Raw genomic sequence first — 16719 nt, 5'->3', positions numbered from 1 at the left:
ACTTCCTCCCCCCTAATAAGCCCTCGAAAACTGTCGCTGTGACCCGGATCGGAAAGGCCGTTCCTCGCGGCTTTCCGGTCTCCTCCATAGTGACCGGGTCACGGGTAATTTCGATTCTCCATCCGAGCAAGGGCAAAATGTTCGGAATCGAAAATTATGAACTCAAACTTGGCCTATTCGAACATCTGGTCAATATCTCTTTGAATGTTAGCGGATGACAGTTCCGTGAGCGGAGATGCGGAAAGACCATTCGTGGATAAATTGCGAATATTCGATATGTTTTCGCGATTCTCTCTGGGGACTGGGCAGGGGGTTTGCCCTGCATTGGCGATGAGACCTGCAAGCCGATCCGGATCTTGACGGGTCCAAAGGCGGATTTGCGCCCGTTTCAGCGGAAAATCAGGAGCATTGAGGTGTCATTTCCTGTCATGACGCTTTCACTTGAAAAAAAACGAACATCAATCTATCTGGAAAGGACAGCGGACGTTCCGCGACCTGTTTCCTATCCGGCACGAGGCTATCCGATGCGCGCTGAGACACTTGCCAAGCTGCAAAGCAATGAACTCTTCGATCTTCTGATCATTGGCGGCGGGGCAACCGGCTGCGGGATTGCGGTCGATGCGGCCACGCGAGGGCTGAAGGTGGCGCTTGTCGAGCGTTACGATTTCGCGGAAGGCACGTCCAGCCGGTCCACCAAACTGGTGCATGGCGGCGTGCGCTACCTTGAGGCGGCGGTCAAAAAGCTCGACCGCGGGCAATATGATCTGGTGCGCCATGCGTTGCACGAACGCGGGGCACTGTTGCGCAATGCGCCGCATCTGTCGCGCCCGCTGCCGCTGATCACGCCGGTCTATAGCTGGCTGCAGGTGCCCTATCTTTACGCCGGACTGAAGCTCTATGATATTCTGTCGGGCAAGATGAATATCGGCCATTCCAAGATCATCAGCGCGAAAAAGGCCAAGGCGCGGTTCCCGATGCTGCGCTCCAAGGGGCTGAAGGCCGTTGTGCAATATTACGACGGGCAATTCGTGGACTGCCGGATGTGCGTGACGCTGGCCATGACGGCGCAGCGGGCAGGGGCGGTGATGGCCAACCATATCGCGGTGACCAGCCTCACCCATGAGGCGGGCAAGATCACCGGCGCCAATGTCGAGGATGCGCTGACCGGCGCGGCCTTCGCGATCCGCGCCAAGAAGGTGGTCAATGCGACCGGCCCCTTTGCCGATACCATCCGCCGGATGGACCATGCCGATGCCAAGCCGATCCTGAAGGGCAGCTCGGGGATCCATATCCTGCTGGACAGCTCGTTCGTGCCGCCCGATGAGGGGCTGCTGATCCCGCAGACCGATGACGGGCGGGTGGTCTTTATTCTGCCGTGGCAGGGGCAGGCGCTGGTGGGCACCACCGACACCTCCTGCGAGGTGGTCGATCATCCCACCGTGTCCGAGGAAGATATCGCCTATCTGCTGGATTATGTGAAACGCTATTTCGACATCAATGTAACGCGCGCGGATGTGAAATCGGCATGGTCGGGCATCCGGCCTCTGGTCTTCAATCCCGATGCCAAGGACACCGCAGAGCTGGCGCGTGACCATGTGATCATCGAGGATGGCTCGGGGCTGATCACCATTTCGGGCGGCAAATGGACCACCTACCGGCATATGGCGGAAGAGGCGGTCGATAAGGTCGTCTCGGGCGGGGAATTTGCGGGGCTGAAGCCCTGTCGGACCCATGACATGAAGCTTCTGGGGGCCGAAAACTACGTGCCCGAGGGGGCGCAGGCTCTGGCCCGCGAATTTGGCCTGCCGCCGGATGTGGCCCGTCACCTGCATCATTCCTATGGTGACCGTGCGCCCGTGGTGGCGGGGATTGCGCGCGACGAGGGCTGCGCGACCCGTCTGGCCGAGGCGCATCCCTATATCGAGGCAGAGGTGCTTTATGCGATGCGCCACGAGGCTGCGCTGCGGGTGGCCGATGTGCTATGCCGCCGCATGACGCTGACCCATGTCGACAGCCGTGCCGCCGATGCCGCGATTGCCCGTGTGGCGGATCTGATGGCGCGCGAGGCCGGATGGGATGCTCCGCGTCTTGCGGCAGAGATCGCGCTGGCCGAACAGCGCACGCAGATCGCCCTGTAACCCGAACCCTTTCCGTGCCCGGCCTTGAGCGGGGGGCGGAAAGGTGGGCGCGCGGGGCCGGACGAAATGGGCCAGTCCGGCCTCGCGGCGTACGCCCTTTCGGGGCCTAAGCACTTGACAGATTTGGCTCTGCTTCGCCAAGTAGGGCCTGCCGGTGCTTCATGAGATCAAGGTCGCGATGTCCACGCTTACCCAACGCCAGAACCAGATTACCGAAATCGCCCGTTCCGAAGGGTTCGTAGGCATCGAGGATATTGCCGTGCGTCTTGATGTGACGCCGCAGACCATCCGGCGCGACATCAAGCTGCTTTGCGATATGGGGATCTTGCACCGCTATCATGGCGGGGCGAGCCTGATGACCAATACCCGCAACCGCGACCATGCCCGCCGCCGCGAGGATATGGCGCATGAGAAGGCCCGCATCGGCGAGATGGTGGCCGCGCATATTCCCGATGGGGCCTCGCTTTTCCTGAATATCGGCACCACGACCGAGGCCATCGCGCAGGCCCTCCTTGGCAAAAAGGATCTGCATGTGGTGACCAATAATATCAATGTGGTCACGCTGCTTTCCAGCCGCGAGGATTTCGATATCACCATCGCGGGCGGTCAGGTGCGCAAGCGCGATCTGGCAGTGGTGGGCGAGGCGACGCTGGGGTTTATCAACCAGTTCAAGGTGGATTTCGGGATCATCGGGATTTCGGGGATCGACGAGGATGGCACGCTTCTGGATTTCGACTACCGCGAGGTGCAGGTGGCGCAGGCAATCATTGCCAATTCGCGCACGACCTTCCTTGCGACCGATCACACGAAATTCGGGCGTCGCGCGATGGTCAAGCTGGGCCATCTGAACGATCTCGACGGTCTGTTTATCGATGCGCTGCCCGCCGCACCCTATGCCGAGATGCTGGAGGCCTCGAAGGTCTCGGTGCATGTGGCCAAGCCCTGAGGCTTGGCCTGTCGGGCTTACAGCACAATCCGCGAGGGGGCGAGAATGCGGTAGAGGAGGCCGCCCAGAAGCGCGCCGAAGATCCATGCATAGCCGGATAGCACGGCCAGCACCGGCACCCAGACCGTGGCCACCGAGAAGACCGCAGCAATGACGAAGGCAATCAGCGCCGCATCGTTCCAGCCGTTTTTATACTGGTAGCGCCCGCCCTTGGCGCGGTAGAGGTCGGCCTTGTCCAACCGCCCCCTGCGCAGCAGGAAGTAATCCGCGATCATGATGCCATAAAGCGGGGCCAGTGTCGCGCCCAAGGTGTTGACAAAACCCGAGATGCCGACATCGGCGATGAAACTCACCCATAGCCCGCCGATCACCAGCGCAAAGCCCGAGGTGATCGCCCCTGCCATGCGAAAGCTGATATGGCGCGGTGCGAGATTGGCGATGCCATTGACCGCAGGGATGAAATTCGCCACCAGATTGATGCCCACCGTCGCGGCGAAGAAGGTGATTGCGGCGATGATGCCAAGGATCACGCTATCGGTGCGCGCGACGATCTCGGTCGGGTTGGTGAGCGCCTCGCCATAGACCACGGCAGCCCCTGCGGTGGTCAGCAGCGCCAGCGCGGAAAACAGCACCATATTCAGCGGCAGCCCCGCCAGATTGCCCAGCATCATGGCGCGTGTCGATTTCGCATAGCGCGAGAAATCGGAGAAGTTGATCAGCACGGCGGCGAAATAGGACACCATCGTGCCGACAATCGCGACAAAGCCCGAGGTTTCGGTCCAGAACGTGCCTTCGGGATTGGCGAAGATGGTCTGCGCCTGTGTCCAGAGCTGCCCGTCGGATTTGATCCAGAGCACGATCAGCAGGCCGATCATCACCGCATAGACAAACGGGCCCGCGACATTAAGAAAGGTCTCTACCCAGTTCATTCCACGCCAGAAAATGACGATATGGAAGGCCCAGACAAGGAGGAAGCTGATCCAGTCGATCGTGCCCAGACCAAGAAAGGTGCCGCCCGCGCCCAGCCCCGTGACAGAGCGGATCAGCAGCGCCAGTGCCGTCGAGGCGAAATAGACCTGCACCCCGTACCAGAACACCGCCACGATGGCGCGCAGGATGGCGGGAAGTTTTGCGCCCTGAAGTCCTTGGCTTGCGCGCGCCAGCACCGGATAGGGAATGCCGTAACGCTGGCCCGCCACGCCGGACAAGGTCACCAGCCCCATTACCAGAAGCCCCGCCACGATCAGCGCCGCAAAGGCCGTCCACCCGCTGACCCCGTAGGAGATGAACAGCGAGGCCACCAGTGAATATCCGAAAAGCGACTGGATATCATTGGCCCAGATGTTGAAGATGGCAAACCACCCCCAGGTCTGTTCGTAGGGGGCGGTCGGGGCCAACGGGTCGCTGTCATGCGGCGAGGAGGGCAGATGGACCCTTTCGGGGTCGAAGCTTGCATCGGTCATGGGGCGTCTCTTTATGGTTGTCTTATGGAGCATCCTTGATGGGCCCAGCCTAGGCGCAGCGCGGGGACAGGGGCATCTGGCCTGCGGAAAATCGCAAGCAGGCTTCGGGAATTGCGCGGTGGATGCCTGCTTTTCGGGCGTCTGGGCGCGGAAACGGGCGGTCTGTGTCGGGGAGGGACCGTGCAATCCTGATCTTTTCACTCACTTTCCGGCGATTTGATCTGGCGCATGGTTGCGAAATGTATCCGAGTCATTCTATCAGGATGTGACCTGTATAGGATTCGCCTGATGGAACTTGGACAGATTGACGCAATCGAGCGCACGGTGGCTCTGGGACTGACCCGCAAGGGCTATCGCGGGCGGGTGGCCTGTATCCTGCCGATCCCGGGCAATGGCCGCCTTGCGCCCGAAGAGATGGAGCGTCGTCTGATCGAGATGGGCTTCATCGAGGGCGTGGAGATCTCTGTCATCCATGAAGGCCCGTTCGGACGCGACCCGATTGCGGTGCGCGTGGGCGAGGCGACGGTTGCGCTGCGCCGTCGAGATGCTATGGCAATCCTGACGGAGTAAGTTTCCCGACGGAGTGCATATATGCTCGAGCCTCAAGCCAGAGCGGATAGCCCCTTGCGGGTGGCCCTGATCGGGGCCCCGAATTGTGGCAAGACCTCATTATTCAATGCCCTGACCGGCGCCAACCAGCGGGTTGGCAACTATTCGGGCGTCACGGTTGAACGCAAGATCGGGCAGGCCGTGACACCTGCGGGTGTGCCGTTGACGGTGGTCGACCTTCCCGGAACCTATTCCTTGCGCGCGCGCAGTCCCGACGAGGTTGTGACGCGCGATGTCATTCTGGGGCGGCGCAAGGATGTGGGGCAGATCGACCTGCTGATGGTGGTGGCCGATGCCACCCATCTGCGCCCCGGCCTGCGTCTGGCGCAGGAATTGCGCGCCTGCGGTATTCCGATTCTCGTGGTGCTGAACATGATCGATATCGCCCGCCACCGCGGGATCGAGATCGATCTCGAGGTGCTGGAGCGTTCGCTTGGTCTGCCGGTTGCCGCCTCGACCGCGGTGCGCCGCGGGGGAATGGACGCGCTTTGGGGACGGCTTGGCGGGCTGATCGGGCAGGGGCTGCCCGCGCGCGGCGCGATGACATGGGAGGCCCCGAGCGCCGCCCAGCTGCGCGCGGCGCTGCGGCAGGCCGACCAGTTGATTGCCCATGCCGTGCACAAGCCCGTAGCCCCCCGCAGCCTGACCGAGAAGGTGGATGCCGTCGTGCTCAACCCGTTTGCGGGGCCGATGATCCTGCTGGTGCTGATGTTTGCGATGTTTCAGGCGGTCTTTGCCGGTGCCGCGCCGCTGATGGAGGCGATCGGCGCGATGATCGACTGGCTTTCGGGCGCGGTCTCGGCGCTGTTGCCGGAGGGCCTGTTGCGCGGGCTGATCGTGGATGGCGCGATTGCCGGTGTGGGCTCTGTGGTGGTGTTCTTGCCGCAGATCGTGATCCTTTTCGGCTTTATCCTGATCCTCGAAGATCTGGGCTATATGGCGCGGGCAGCCTTCCTGATGGACCGTATCATGGGCCATGCGGGGCTGCACGGGCGGGCGTTCATTCCGCTTCTGTCCAGCTTTGCCTGCGCGGTGCCGGGCATCATGTCGGCCCGCGTGATCGATGACCGCCGTGACCGCCTGACAACCATCCTGATTGCGCCTTTGATGACCTGTTCGGCGCGTATTCCCGTCTACACCCTGCTGATCGGGGCCTTCGTGCCCGCCCGCAGCATCGGGCCGGGGATCGGGTTGCAGGGGCTGGTGATGTTCGGCCTCTTTGCCGCCGGTGTGATCTCGGCGCTGCTGGTGGCCTTTGTCAGCCGGATGCTGTTGCGCCGCAACGAGATTGCCGCGCCTTTGATGCTGGATCTGCCCGATTACAAGATCCCGCAGATGCGCGGTGTGCTGCTGGGCCTGTGGCAACGGGCGCGGGCCTTCCTGCGCCGCGCGGGCACGATCATCTTTTACGCTTCGGTGGTCGTCTGGGTGCTGTCGACCTTTCCGTTCCCGCCCGAAGGGGCAACGGAACCCGCCATCAATTACAGCTTTGCGGCCATGATCGGCCATCTGCTGGAACCGATCCTGTCGCCGATCGGCTTCAGTTGGCAGATCTGTGTGGCTCTGGTGCCCGGTATGGCCGCCCGCGAGGTGGCGGTGGCGGGGCTCTCGACCGTTTATGCCGTCTCGGGCGGGGAAACGGCGCTCGGGGCCGAGCTTGCGGCGAATTGGTCGCTGGCCACGGGAGTGTCGCTTCTGGTGTGGTATATCTTTGCGCCGCAATGCCTGTCGACGCTGGCGGTGATCCGGCGTGAAACGGGGCAGGCGCGCTGGATGTGGGTCTCGGTCGTCTATATGTTCGGGCTGGCCTATATCTGCAGCTTCATCGCCTATCACGTGATGCGGGCGCTCGGAGGGTAGCAGATCGGCGGCTAGAAGATCGGGCCGCCATCCTCGTCATTGCCGGTGGCCTCCATGAGCGCGCGCATGTTCCAGATGGTGATCAACCGTGCGCTATTGGTGCTGAGAATGCCCGCCGCGCGCAGCCGTGCGAAATTCCGGCTGACGGTTTCGGGGGTCAGCCCCAGATAATCCGCGATCTCGTGGCGTGCGAGCGGCAGCGACAGTTCCACCCCCACGGGCGAACGCTGGCGGCGATGGCTATAGCGTTCGGCCACGGTGTAGATCATGCTGGCCAGCCGTTCGAGCGCGGTCTTGCGCCCCAGTACGAACATCCAGTCCCGCGCCTCCTGCAGGTCATGCAGCTTGCGCTCCAGCAGGCGGCGGGACAGGGCCTTTTCGGTCTCCAGCCGGTGTTGCAAGCTGGCTTCGGACAGGCAGCACAGCTCCAGCGGGGTGGTTGCGGTGATGGTGTATTTCGAGGCAAGCGCAGGGCGGGAATTGAAAATATCCGACGGGTAGAGAACCCCCACGATCTGTGAGCGCCCGTCGGACAGGCTGCGGGTCAGGCTGGCCGTGCCCGCGCGGATCGTTGCGGCATAGGGGAAATGATAGCCCGCCATCACCACTGCCTGACCGGGGGTGAAGCGCATATGTTTGAAGCCCGTGGCCGGTTCCGTCCCGGCGCTGTCACTGAGGGGGTCTGTCCGCCACAGGCAGTGACGTTCTTCGGGGCAGGTGATGCAGTCATCGGCGGTATTGCGCGCAATTTTCTGGTAAATCTGCTCGTCCATGCGACCCTCATAAAAAATTCAAATCCAAACACCATGCGCAACAAAATACCCGAAAACGCGTTCAAGGTTGCGCAACATTATTAACCAAAGGTTAAATTAAACTATGACAGTAAAAAAGAGATGAATTCAGTTTTAAGCATGCTTGTGTTTTTTTCTGCACATAATTTGTTTGCTTCTGTTGAATTGTGCAAGGCCACCTTTGGGCTATCCTTCTATCCAACGTACTCATGCAAGCTTTGGAGATCCCAATGAAATCGCTCGTTCTTGCCGCCGGTCTGATGGCCTCTTTCGCGTCGATGGCCCATGCCCAGGCAGAAACCTATACGCTTGATCCCAGCCACAGCCAGATCGTCTTCGATTACAACCACCTTGGTTTCTCGACCACGACCAGCATGTTCTCGGGCTTTGAAGGCACGATCGAGTTTGACGCGCAGGATCCGGCAAAATCCTCGGTCAGCGTCGAATTTCCGGCGGAAAGCCTGATCACCGGCTGGGATGCGCGCACGAAGCATTTCATGACCGATGATTTCTTCGGCGCGGCCGAAAACCCCGAAATCACGTTCAAATCGACCTCGATCGAGGTAACGGGGGAGAAAACCGGCAAGATCACCGGCGATCTGACGGTCAATGGCGTGACCAAGCCGATCACCATCGACGCGACCATGACCCAGATGGGCGAGCATCCGATGCAGAAAAAGCCGTGGGTCGGTTTCGACGGAACCACCACGATCAAGCGTTCGGATTTCGATATGGGAATGTATGCGCCCTACGTGTCGGATGATGTCAATGTGCGGATTTCGATCGAAGCGATGAAGGGCACAGCGGAATAACCCCGATATCCCCTGGCCCATGCTGTATATGGGCCACCACTCAGAATGCCCGTCGCAATTTCGCGGCGGGCATTTCGCGTTCGCGGCGGGCATTTCGCGTTTTGCGCGCGAGGCTGCAAGGCGGCTCAGGCCTTGCAGGGCCGGCTGAAGGTGGCGCGAGCCTGTGCGACGCGCGCGCGGGTGATGCAGCCCTGCGCGTGGTCGTTGATCAATCCCATCGCCTGCATGAAGGCATAGACCGTTGTCGGCCCTACAAATTTCCAGCCGCGTTTGCGCAGATCCTTTGACAGCCGCTCCGAAACGGGGGAGGTGGCCGCCGTCATCAGCGGCATCAGCTCCTGCGGTTGCGGTTCGTAGGACCAGAAATAGGCCCCCAAGGATCCGAATTCGGCCTGCAGTTCCAAGGCACGGCGGGCATTGTTGATGGTGGCCTCGATCTTGCCGCGATGGCGGATAATGCCTGCATCCTGCACAAGCCGCTCGACATCCTGCGCGCCGAACCGCGCGACCTGTTCGATCTCGAAGCCCGCGAAGGCGGCGCGGAAATTCTCGCGCTTGGCCAGAATGGTGCGCCAGCTCAGGCCGCTTTGAAACCCTTCGAGGCAGATCTTTTCGAACAGCCTGATATCGCAGCCCACGGGGAAGCCCCATTCGTCATCGTGATACCGGCGGTAGAATTCTGGCGCATCTGGCAGGCACCAGCCGCAGCGGCACTGCCCGTCCGGACCGGTTTCCAGCATGTTCATGATTTACCCCCTTCTGTTTGTCCCTATATCCTCGGGCAGAGGGCGCTGTGCAAGAGAAAAGGGGGCCGAAGCCCCCTTTGTGTTTGTGTGATACTGTGGTGATGCTGCGCGTGGTCCTGTGCGCGGCCTCAGGATTTGCGCGCCTGCAGATCGACAGAGACCGTGATCGGAAAGCCCACCGTGCCCTCGTCGGGATAGGCGGCCCCCATCTTCCAGTCGCGGCGGTCTATCGTGACCTGCGCGGTCATATGCGCGGTGTCGCCCTGCAGATCGAGCGTGAAGGGCAGGGTCAGCGGGGCGGTGGTGCCGATCAGCGTCAGGCTGCCCGTGGCGATATGGTCGGGGCCTGTGCCCTTGCGGGTGATATCGCCCTCGAATGTCGCGGTGGCGAAGTGCGAGACATTGAAGAATTCCGAACCTTTCGCCTGATCGGTGACCGACCCCAGATCAAGACTGGTGGTGTCGATCTGCACCGTGACATGGCCCGTGCCGCTGCCTTCGTCATAGTGGATATCGGCGGTCCAGTTGCCGAAATGGCCCTGCACCTTGGCCCCCATCTGCACGACATCAAAGCTCAGGCTGCCTTGCGTCACCGCCCAGTTTCCGGTTGCCGCATCAGGGGCTGCGGGGGCGGGGGTGGTGGCCCGTGCTTCATCTTGTGCGGTGCCGTGTGCGGGGAGACCGGCGCTGCCCAGAAGCGCGAAAAGCAGCACGGCGATCCAGATCGCCAATGCGGCCACAGCGGCGGCGCCCTGTGTCGCGGGCGGGGCCTCGCGCCCTGCCGCACGGCCTGTCGTCATCCGTGCCATTGTCGCATCGCGGTCGATCAGCACATGTTTGAGCGCGCCCAGAACATGCAGGGCCAAGGCGGTATAGAGCACCCAGATTGCGGTCTTATGCACATGTCCGGCCGTATGGGCGAGCGTGTCGGATTTGGGCACAAAGGGCAGATCCTGCCCGAAAGGCCACCAGATCGGGGCAAAGCCCTGTTCGGCGGCATGGGTGATCCAGCCCGAAAGCGGCATCACGAACATCGCGCCATAAAGCGCGAAATGCACCGCCTCTGCGGCCCATGTCTCGAGGCGGCGTTCGGGATGGAGGGGCACGGGGCGGGTCTGGCCAAGCGTCCAGAGCACCCGTAGAACGGCCAGAAAGAATGTGGCCACGCCGATGGTTTTATGCGCGCTGTAGATCGTTTGCAGCAGGGCCGTGGTGTCGGCCGTGCGCGGCACGCTTTCGCCGTAAAGGCCCAGCCCGATCGCGCTCAGGATCAGCAGGGCGATGGCCCAATGCAAGCCCCGCGCCATCACGCCATAGCTGAGAGGGGTATTGGTCAGCATCTGAAATCTCCGATGGGTGCTACCTGTCTGTCGGCCTTGATACGGGAAAATCGCGTAGGAACCATAGCCGTGATCGGGGTGAAACCGCGCACAGGACCTGTGCGGTGCCTTCGCGCATCCTTTGCGGGCCTGCTGTTTGTGGGGCCGTGGTCTGCGGCCCGATCTTGTGGACCCGCGTTCCCGATCCGTGCGACGGGCGCGCCGGTTTGCGGGCTTTGCTTGCCTGACGGGCAAAGCCGCGCTAGAGGGGAGGCCAGCAAAGGATAGTCTGAAAAGGACAAGGACGCATGAGCAAAGCATTCGTATTTCCGGGTCAGGGCGCGCAGACCATCGGTATGGGGCGGGATCTGGCCGAGGCCTATCCCGAAGCCCGCGCCGTATTCGACGAGGTGGACGCGGCATTGGGCGAGAACCTTTCGGGTCTGATCTGGGAGGGCGATATCGAGACGCTGACCCTGACGGCCAACGCCCAACCCGCGCTGATGGCCACCTCGATTGCTGCGTTGCGGGCCCTCGAAGCCGAGGGTTTTGCGGTGGGCGATGCGGCGTTCGTCGCGGGTCACAGCCTTGGGGAATATTCGGCGCTTTGTGCGGCGGGCAGCCTGTCTGTTGCGGATGCGGCCGTGCTGCTGCGCAAACGCGGGGCGGCGATGCAATCGGCGGTGCCGGTGGGCGAAGGGGCGATGGCTGCGGTGCTGGGGCTGGATCTGGCCACGGTGCAGGAGGTGGCTGCCGAGGCCGCACAGGGCGAGATCTGTCAGGCGGCCAATGACAATGACCCATCGCAGGTGGTCGTGTCGGGGTCCAAGGCCGCCATCGAGCGGGCATGCGAGATTGCCAAGGCCAAGGGCGCCAAGCGCGCGCTTCTGCTGCCGGTCTCCGCACCGTTCCATTGCGCGCTGATGCAACCGGCTGCGGACGCTATGGCTGCGGCGCTGGCCTCGGTGACGATCAACGCCCCTGCGGTGCCGCTGGTGGCCAATGTGCGTGCGCAGGGGGTGAGCGATCCCGAGGTGATCCGTCAGTTGCTGGTCGAGCAGGTGACGGGGTCGGTCCGTTGGCGCGAGAGTGTCGAGTGGATGGCCGCACAGGGCGTTGACAGCTTCTGGGAGATCGGTGCGGGCAAGGCGCTTTCGGGCATGATCAAGCGCATCGTGAAAGGGCTGGAGACGCAGGCTGTCGGCACGCCTGCCGATATTGCCAAGCTGAAAGAGGCGTAAGGGGCGCTGCCCCTCTGGAGCCCCCTCGGGGGCTCCATTCACCCCGGGATATTTCGGGCAGCTGGAAAGCGGCGGGCCCGTTCACCAAACCGCATCGGGTTGCGGAAGAGATTGCAGGAAGGAAGAGACATGTTCGATCTGACGGGCAAGTCGGCGCTGGTCACCGGCGCATCGGGTGGGATTGGCGGCGAGATCGCGCGCGCGTTGCATCAGGCGGGGGCCAAGGTGGCCCTGTCGGGCACGCGTGAGGCGCCGCTGCGGGCGCTGGCGGAGGAGCTGGGCGAGAATGCCTTTGTCTGCCCCGCCAATCTGGGTGATGCGGACTCTGTGGAGGCGCTGCCGAAAGCGGCGGTCGAGGCGATGGGGAGCCTTGATATTCTGGTGAACAATGCCGGGATCACCCGGGATAACCTGTTCATGCGGATGTCGGATGACGAGTGGAATTCGGTTCTGGATGTGAACCTGACCTCGGCCATGCGTCTGATGCGCGCCTCCATGCGGGGCATGATGAAAGCGCGTTGGGGCCGGATCATCAATATCACCTCGATCGTGGGGGCGACCGGCAATCCGGGGCAGGTCAATTATGCGGCGGCAAAAGCCGGTATGGTCGGCATGTCGAAATCTTTGGCCTATGAGGTCGCCTCGCGCGGAATCACGGTCAACTGTGTGGCGCCCGGGTTCATCCAGACGGCGATGACCGACAAGCTGAATGACGAGCAGAAAGGCAAGATTCTGACGCAGATTCCGGCGGCGCGGATGGGCAAACCGGAAGAGATCGCTGCGGCGGTCCTGTATCTGGCCGCGCCGGAAGCCGGTTACGTTACGGGCGCTACGCTGCATGTGAATGGCGGCATGGCCATGATCTGAGTGCTTTGCCCCTTGTTTCATTGAGCGGGGGGCAAAGTTTCTACCGATTGCAGGCTGTTGCGTTTAACCGCTTGCCATAGGCTTTCACACTGGCTATTCAGCGTGCAGTCGGGTCGGTGGCAGCAATGTGATCGGCCACTTCGTTTCGTCGTGAGGCAGGCGGAGTGTTACAGCCGCTCTTATGAGCAATTCAGGATGGGCTGCGGCCCACGAAACTGGAGAAACAGTTATGAGCGATATCGCAGATCGCGTTAAGAAAATCGTCGTTGAGCACCTGGGTGTCGAAGAAGACAAGGTCACCGAGAATGCTTCCTTCATCGATGATCTGGGCGCAGACAGCCTTGACACCGTCGAGCTCGTGATGGCTTTCGAAGAAGAATTCGGCATCGAGATCCCCGATGACGCAGCCGAAACCATCCAAACCTTCGGCGACGCAGTCAAGTTCATCTCCGAAGCGTCCTGATCTCTTAGAGACCAAGAATTTTACGGCGTCCTTTGTAAGAAGGGCGCCGTTTTTTTTGGCGTTGCGTCTAAAATAGGCTTGAATGTCATCGAGGTGACTCCGCTGCGGGAAAAGCTTGCGAAAATGTGTTCTTTCCGTTTAGGTAAAGTGATCGGTTTGTCGCCGTTTCTGTTACCTATATATAATAAGCTGGTCCTCCGGAGAATTATATGATCTCGCATGGGCGAGACCGAGAGGATCGAATGTAATGTCGAGGTCATTGGTTATGACGGCTATCCGTTATGCGCATTGGGTAAGGCGGGGGGCGGCTTTCGTAGCGGCCTCGGTTTCTATCGCCATGCTTGTGATGGGCAGCGGGCTGGACGCGTTCCGTGGCCTCCCGCGGGGGGAATACGACTTTCTTCTGGCGCCACGGGCCCTGTTTTGCGTGATCGGTGCCTTTATGGCCGGTCTGGGCTTTCTGCCGCGCAATCCGCTGGGACGTATGCTGCAGATGATGGGCGGGGCGGCGGTCATTGCCACGGTGCTGACCGGTATCGTGCTGAATATCCGAGATATGAAATCCGGTTTCGAGACCATTGGCTGGGTGCCTTTGCAACTTTTCCTGAGCGGGGAGGTGCTGTTTGTGCTGCTGGCTCTGGCGCTGATGTTGCAGGCCATGCGCCATTATCTTTCGGGGCAGTTGCTGGTGCTGGTCGGGATTGCGTTCCTGCTGAGTGCGGTGTCGGGAAATCTGGACCGTTCGGAGGCCTTTCTCGGGCTGGCCGATCCGCAATATCTGCTGGCGGGGGTGGCCCTGACGCTTTCGGTGCTGCTCTATCAGCCGCATCGGGGCGCGCTGCGGATCTTTCTGGCCGGTCACCGTGCCAGCGGGGTGGCGCGTTTGCAGCTTTGTCTGGGGATCGCGGGGCCTGCGATTGTCGGGATTCTGACGGTGGGCGCGGTCAATGTGCCTGTGGTGCAGATCTATGGCGGGTTGATCGTGTCGAATATGATCGCCTTCAATATGGTGGTGATCGTTCTGAATGCGGTCTATTCCGAGCGCAGCGATATCAGCCGCCGCAAGCTCGAGCGCGCTCTGGCGCGGCAGGCGCTGCGTGATGGGCTGACGGGGCTGTTCAACCGCGTCATGCTGCGGCGCCGGTTCGACCGCGCGGTGCAGCGGGCGCAATCGGATCGCGAGTTTTTCTCGCTGCTGATCTTCGATCTGGATTACTTCAAGAAGATCAACGATATGGGCGGCCATGAGATTGGCGATCAGGCGCTTGTGCGGGTGGCGCATGTGATTTCCGACTGTCTGGAGCGTGAGGATACCGCTGCGCGACTGGGGGGCGAGGAATTTGCCGTCATCTTGCGCAATAGCGATATGCACCGTGCCGAGCTGCGGGCCGAGCAGTTCCGCCAAGCGATCGCCGCGCTACAGGTGCGCATGCGCAACGGGCGCTGGCAGTATCTGACCACCTCGATCGGGATCGCGCAATGGATGGAGGGGGAAAGCTTCGATCAGAGCTATGCCCGTGCCGATGCCGCGCTTTACCATGCCAAAGCGCAGGGGCGGAATCGGGTCTGTGTGGCGCCGATGGCTCCGGTGGCGGTGGGCGAGACCACGACCACCACCACAGCCGCCGTGGATCTGGATTTCACGATCCCGCCGCTGCATCTGGTTAAAGCGAGTTTTAAGTAACCTTGGGGCAGCCCTTCAGCTTCTGTTAGTGAGGCTGGCGTAGCATTCCTCTCAGGCGGGTATCGCCCAGGAGGAACGCGGCATGATGACGACAGAGGCTACGACGGACGGTCAAGCTGTTTCGGCTGCGGATTGGTGTTACGTCCTGTCGATCTTTCCAACGATATTCGTGGTCTTCGTGGCGATTGTACCGGTTTTCGGGTATCTGATGCCGACCTCCGGTATTTTCGGGGTGCTGCCGGTCTTTGTCGGGGTGCATCCGATAACCTCGACAATGGCCCTTCTTCTGGCGATCTCCCTGTTTTTACCGATGAACCGTCTTTGGTCGCGCAGAGTGGCGCTGGCACTGGCGGGGGCGACTTTCCTGCTGGCCATTGGCAAGTTCGTTCCGGGACTGGCAGGGGTCTATTCGCTGGGCGATGGCAGCACCAAGACGGCGATGAACACCGCGCTGGTTTTTGTGATGCTGGCCTTTGCGCGTGCGGGGCTGGAGACGGCGCGGCCCGCGCGCGGCCAGTTCATGGCGCTTTTGTCGCTGACGGTGCTTTTTGCCGCGCTGATCGGTTATATTTTCGATGATGCGGGGCTTTACGGCCATATGTCTCTGGCCACCGTGATGATGTCGGGCGGGCTGGTTGCGGCCCTGTTGTGCCGCCGCGCGAATAAGGGCCTGATGGCAAGCGTGATGGCGATGGGGGCGTTCCGGATCGATCTGACGGTCAGTGTTCTGGGCCCGATCTTGATCGGCTGGACTCTTGTGACCTATGCCGATTACGGGGTCTATGCGCAGGCGATTTCGGTCGTGGTGGCGCATATCGTGGGGCTGAACATCATCTTGCAGGTGATCGGGATGCGTCGCAGCCATATCATCGAACGCAAACGTCGCGCGCTTGAGGATCAGCGGCTTTGGGACATGGTCACGGATGAGGTGACGGGAATTTACAATCGCGCCTCCTTGCGGGCCCGTTTTGCCGAACTGACCGAAGAGGCGCGACAGGCACGATCGGCGCTGACGGTGATCGTGCTGGATCTTGACGGGTTCAGTGCTGTCAATTCGATGGGGGGCTACGAACATGGTGACGAGGCGTTGCGTCGCGTGGCGCAGGGGGTCTTGCCCCATTTACGCGGGGAGGACTGTTTTGGCCGTGCCCATGCGGATGAGTTTCTTGTGTTCCTGCCCGGTCTGCGGGCAACGCAGGTGGCCACTTTGGCGCGGCAGCTCTGTCAGGTGATCGAGAAACTCGAGATCAAGACGGGTCAGGGCGTGTTGACCGCCTCGGCAGGGGTGGCCCGTTGGCATTTCTCGGAAAGCTCGAAGCAGGTTTACGAGCGTGCCCTTGCCGCGCTCGAGCTGGCGCGCATTCGTGGGGGGAATCAGGTGTGCGTGGCGCCGGGGCCGGACGGCGGCCATGCCGTCTGGAGCGCGGTGCAGGAGGTGCCGGTTGAAACATGGCCAGAGCAGCTGGACAAGGCCGCTTCGCTGCAGGCCATGCAAAAGGCGGCATGCTCGCCATCCGGCCCGATTTCTGGTCTAGCCCCTGATCACGCCGGCAGCCCGATCTCTGGCCCGACCTCTGGTCTACCTAAAGGCGGGGCGACGCAGGTGGGGCTTTCAATGTTCGAACGGCCAATGGAGGGGCTTGTGACGGGTTTGTCCAAAGCGGCAAAGCTTTCGAAATAGGCGCGATGGCGTAGGAATTTATGTCGGGCCCAACCTCTTGCGTGGCGGAAACCGCCTATCGGAGCAATCCTTTGAATTGCGCGCAGGGGATTGCCCGTG

14 protein-coding genes are annotated in these 16719 nt (G+C 61.6%); 10 read left to right on the top strand and 4 right to left on the bottom strand.

What is annotated here, in order from left to right; all coding sequences use genetic code 11:
- The first annotated feature begins 524 nt into the window (after nt 1-524).
- On the top strand, nt 525-2138 hold the full coding sequence (locus RPE78_RS13720) for an FAD-dependent oxidoreductase (protein ID WP_406720873.1): 1614 nt from the start codon (nt 525-527) through the stop codon (nt 2136-2138).
- Between the two features lie 178 nt (nt 2139-2316).
- The gene (locus RPE78_RS13715; RefSeq protein WP_406720872.1) at nt 2317-3084 is read left to right on the top strand and encodes a DeoR/GlpR family DNA-binding transcription regulator; all 768 of its coding nucleotides are present in this window, start codon (nt 2317-2319) and stop codon (nt 3082-3084) included.
- A gap of 17 nt (nt 3085-3101) precedes the next feature.
- Here the strand turns inward: RPE78_RS13715 and RPE78_RS13710 are convergent, their stop codons facing one another.
- Nucleotides 3102-4547, bottom strand: coding sequence for an NCS1 family nucleobase:cation symporter-1 (locus RPE78_RS13710; RefSeq protein ID WP_339107481.1), 1446 nt, complete (start codon nt 4545-4547; stop codon nt 3102-3104).
- Between the two features lie 288 nt (nt 4548-4835).
- Here RPE78_RS13710 and RPE78_RS13705 point away from each other — a divergent pair, with 288 nt between their 5' ends.
- Both RPE78_RS13705 and RPE78_RS13700 read left to right on the top strand, forming a co-directional pair.
- On the top strand, nt 4836-5117 hold the full coding sequence (locus RPE78_RS13705; protein WP_339107480.1) for a FeoA family protein: 282 nt from the start codon (nt 4836-4838) through the stop codon (nt 5115-5117).
- Nucleotides 5118-5138: 21 nt separating this feature from the next.
- Nucleotides 5139-7016, top strand: a complete 1878-nt coding sequence (locus tag RPE78_RS13700; protein WP_406720871.1) for a ferrous iron transporter B — start codon at nt 5139-5141, stop codon at nt 7014-7016.
- 11 nt (nt 7017-7027) lie between these two features.
- Here the strand turns inward: RPE78_RS13700 and RPE78_RS13695 are convergent, their stop codons facing one another.
- Nucleotides 7028-7789, bottom strand: a complete 762-nt coding sequence (locus RPE78_RS13695) for a Crp/Fnr family transcriptional regulator (protein ID WP_406720870.1) — start codon at nt 7787-7789, stop codon at nt 7028-7030.
- A 248-nt stretch (nt 7790-8037) separates the two neighbouring features.
- Between RPE78_RS13695 and RPE78_RS13690 the strand changes: the two genes are divergently transcribed.
- Complete coding sequence (locus RPE78_RS13690) at nt 8038-8619, top strand: YceI family protein (RefSeq protein WP_406720869.1); 582 nt, start codon at nt 8038-8040, stop codon at nt 8617-8619.
- A gap of 125 nt (nt 8620-8744) precedes the next feature.
- On the opposite strand, the gene RPE78_RS13685 is transcribed toward RPE78_RS13690, so the two are convergent.
- Nucleotides 8745-9365: a DNA-3-methyladenine glycosylase I gene (locus RPE78_RS13685; protein WP_406720868.1), complete on the bottom strand. Its 621-nt coding sequence runs from the start codon at nt 9363-9365 to the stop codon at nt 8745-8747.
- 128 nt (nt 9366-9493) lie between these two features.
- Nucleotides 9494-10705: a cytochrome b/b6 domain-containing protein gene (locus RPE78_RS13680; RefSeq protein ID WP_406720867.1), complete on the bottom strand. Its 1212-nt coding sequence runs from the start codon at nt 10703-10705 to the stop codon at nt 9494-9496.
- A 287-nt stretch (nt 10706-10992) separates the two neighbouring features.
- Here RPE78_RS13680 and fabD point away from each other — a divergent pair, with 287 nt between their 5' ends.
- The 5 genes from fabD (at nt 10993) to RPE78_RS13655 (ending at nt 16620) form a co-directional block, all read left to right on the top strand.
- Entirely contained in the window at nt 10993-11925 is a 933-nt protein-coding gene (gene fabD / locus RPE78_RS13675; RefSeq protein WP_406720866.1) for an ACP S-malonyltransferase, read from the top strand.
- A gap of 129 nt (nt 11926-12054) precedes the next feature.
- Nucleotides 12055-12792 (top strand): 3-oxoacyl-ACP reductase FabG, encoded by a 738-nt coding sequence (gene fabG, locus RPE78_RS13670; protein ID WP_339107473.1) that lies wholly within the window; start codon nt 12055-12057, stop codon nt 12790-12792.
- Nucleotides 12793-13021: 229 nt separating this feature from the next.
- Nucleotides 13022-13255 (top strand): acyl carrier protein, encoded by a 234-nt coding sequence (locus tag RPE78_RS13665; protein ID WP_135505123.1) that lies wholly within the window; start codon nt 13022-13024, stop codon nt 13253-13255.
- 265 nt (nt 13256-13520) lie between these two features.
- Nucleotides 13521-14939 carry a GGDEF domain-containing protein gene (locus RPE78_RS13660; RefSeq protein WP_406720865.1) on the top strand — a complete coding sequence of 473 codons (1419 nt, stop codon included), beginning with the start codon at nt 13521-13523 and terminating at the stop codon, nt 14937-14939.
- Between the two features lie 82 nt (nt 14940-15021).
- A complete protein-coding gene (locus RPE78_RS13655; RefSeq protein WP_406720864.1) occupies nt 15022-16620 on the top strand; it encodes a GGDEF domain-containing protein in 1599 nt (532 codons plus the stop codon).
- Nucleotides 16621-16719: the final 99 nt, after the last annotated feature.

It is taken from the genome of Thioclava litoralis, from assembly GCF_045278885.1.
GTDB lineage: Bacteria > Pseudomonadota > Alphaproteobacteria > Rhodobacterales > Rhodobacteraceae > Thioclava > Thioclava litoralis.
This window is presented reverse-complemented; position numbering and strand designations above follow the sequence as displayed.

Bases quoted from the DNA above. Each gene is read 5' to 3' on its own strand.
- RPE78_RS13710 (WP_339107481.1), bottom strand. From the start codon at position 4,547: ATGACCGATGCAAGCTTCGACCCCGAAAGGGTCCATCTGCCCTCCTCG.
- RPE78_RS13655 (WP_406720864.1), top strand. From the start codon at position 15,022: ATGATGACGACAGAGGCTACGACGGACGGTCAAGCTGTTTCGGCTGCG.
- RPE78_RS13705 (WP_339107480.1), top strand. From the start codon at position 4,836: ATGGAACTTGGACAGATTGACGCAATCGAGCGCACGGTGGCTCTGGGA.
- RPE78_RS13685 (WP_406720868.1), bottom strand. From the start codon at position 9,365: ATGAACATGCTGGAAACCGGTCCGGACGGGCAGTGCCGCTGCGGCTGG.
- fabG (WP_339107473.1), top strand. From the start codon at position 12,055: ATGTTCGATCTGACGGGCAAGTCGGCGCTGGTCACCGGCGCATCGGGT.
- fabD (WP_406720866.1), top strand. From the start codon at position 10,993: ATGAGCAAAGCATTCGTATTTCCGGGTCAGGGCGCGCAGACCATCGGT.
- RPE78_RS13695 (WP_406720870.1), bottom strand. From the start codon at position 7,789: ATGGACGAGCAGATTTACCAGAAAATTGCGCGCAATACCGCCGATGAC.
- RPE78_RS13720 (WP_406720873.1), top strand. From the start codon at position 525: ATGCGCGCTGAGACACTTGCCAAGCTGCAAAGCAATGAACTCTTCGAT.
- RPE78_RS13660 (WP_406720865.1), top strand. From the start codon at position 13,521: ATGACGGCTATCCGTTATGCGCATTGGGTAAGGCGGGGGGCGGCTTTC.
- RPE78_RS13690 (WP_406720869.1), top strand. From the start codon at position 8,038: ATGAAATCGCTCGTTCTTGCCGCCGGTCTGATGGCCTCTTTCGCGTCG.
- RPE78_RS13680 (WP_406720867.1), bottom strand. From the start codon at position 10,705: ATGCTGACCAATACCCCTCTCAGCTATGGCGTGATGGCGCGGGGCTTG.
- RPE78_RS13665 (WP_135505123.1), top strand. From the start codon at position 13,022: ATGAGCGATATCGCAGATCGCGTTAAGAAAATCGTCGTTGAGCACCTG.
- RPE78_RS13700 (WP_406720871.1), top strand. From the start codon at position 5,139: ATGCTCGAGCCTCAAGCCAGAGCGGATAGCCCCTTGCGGGTGGCCCTG.
- RPE78_RS13715 (WP_406720872.1), top strand. From the start codon at position 2,317: ATGTCCACGCTTACCCAACGCCAGAACCAGATTACCGAAATCGCCCGT.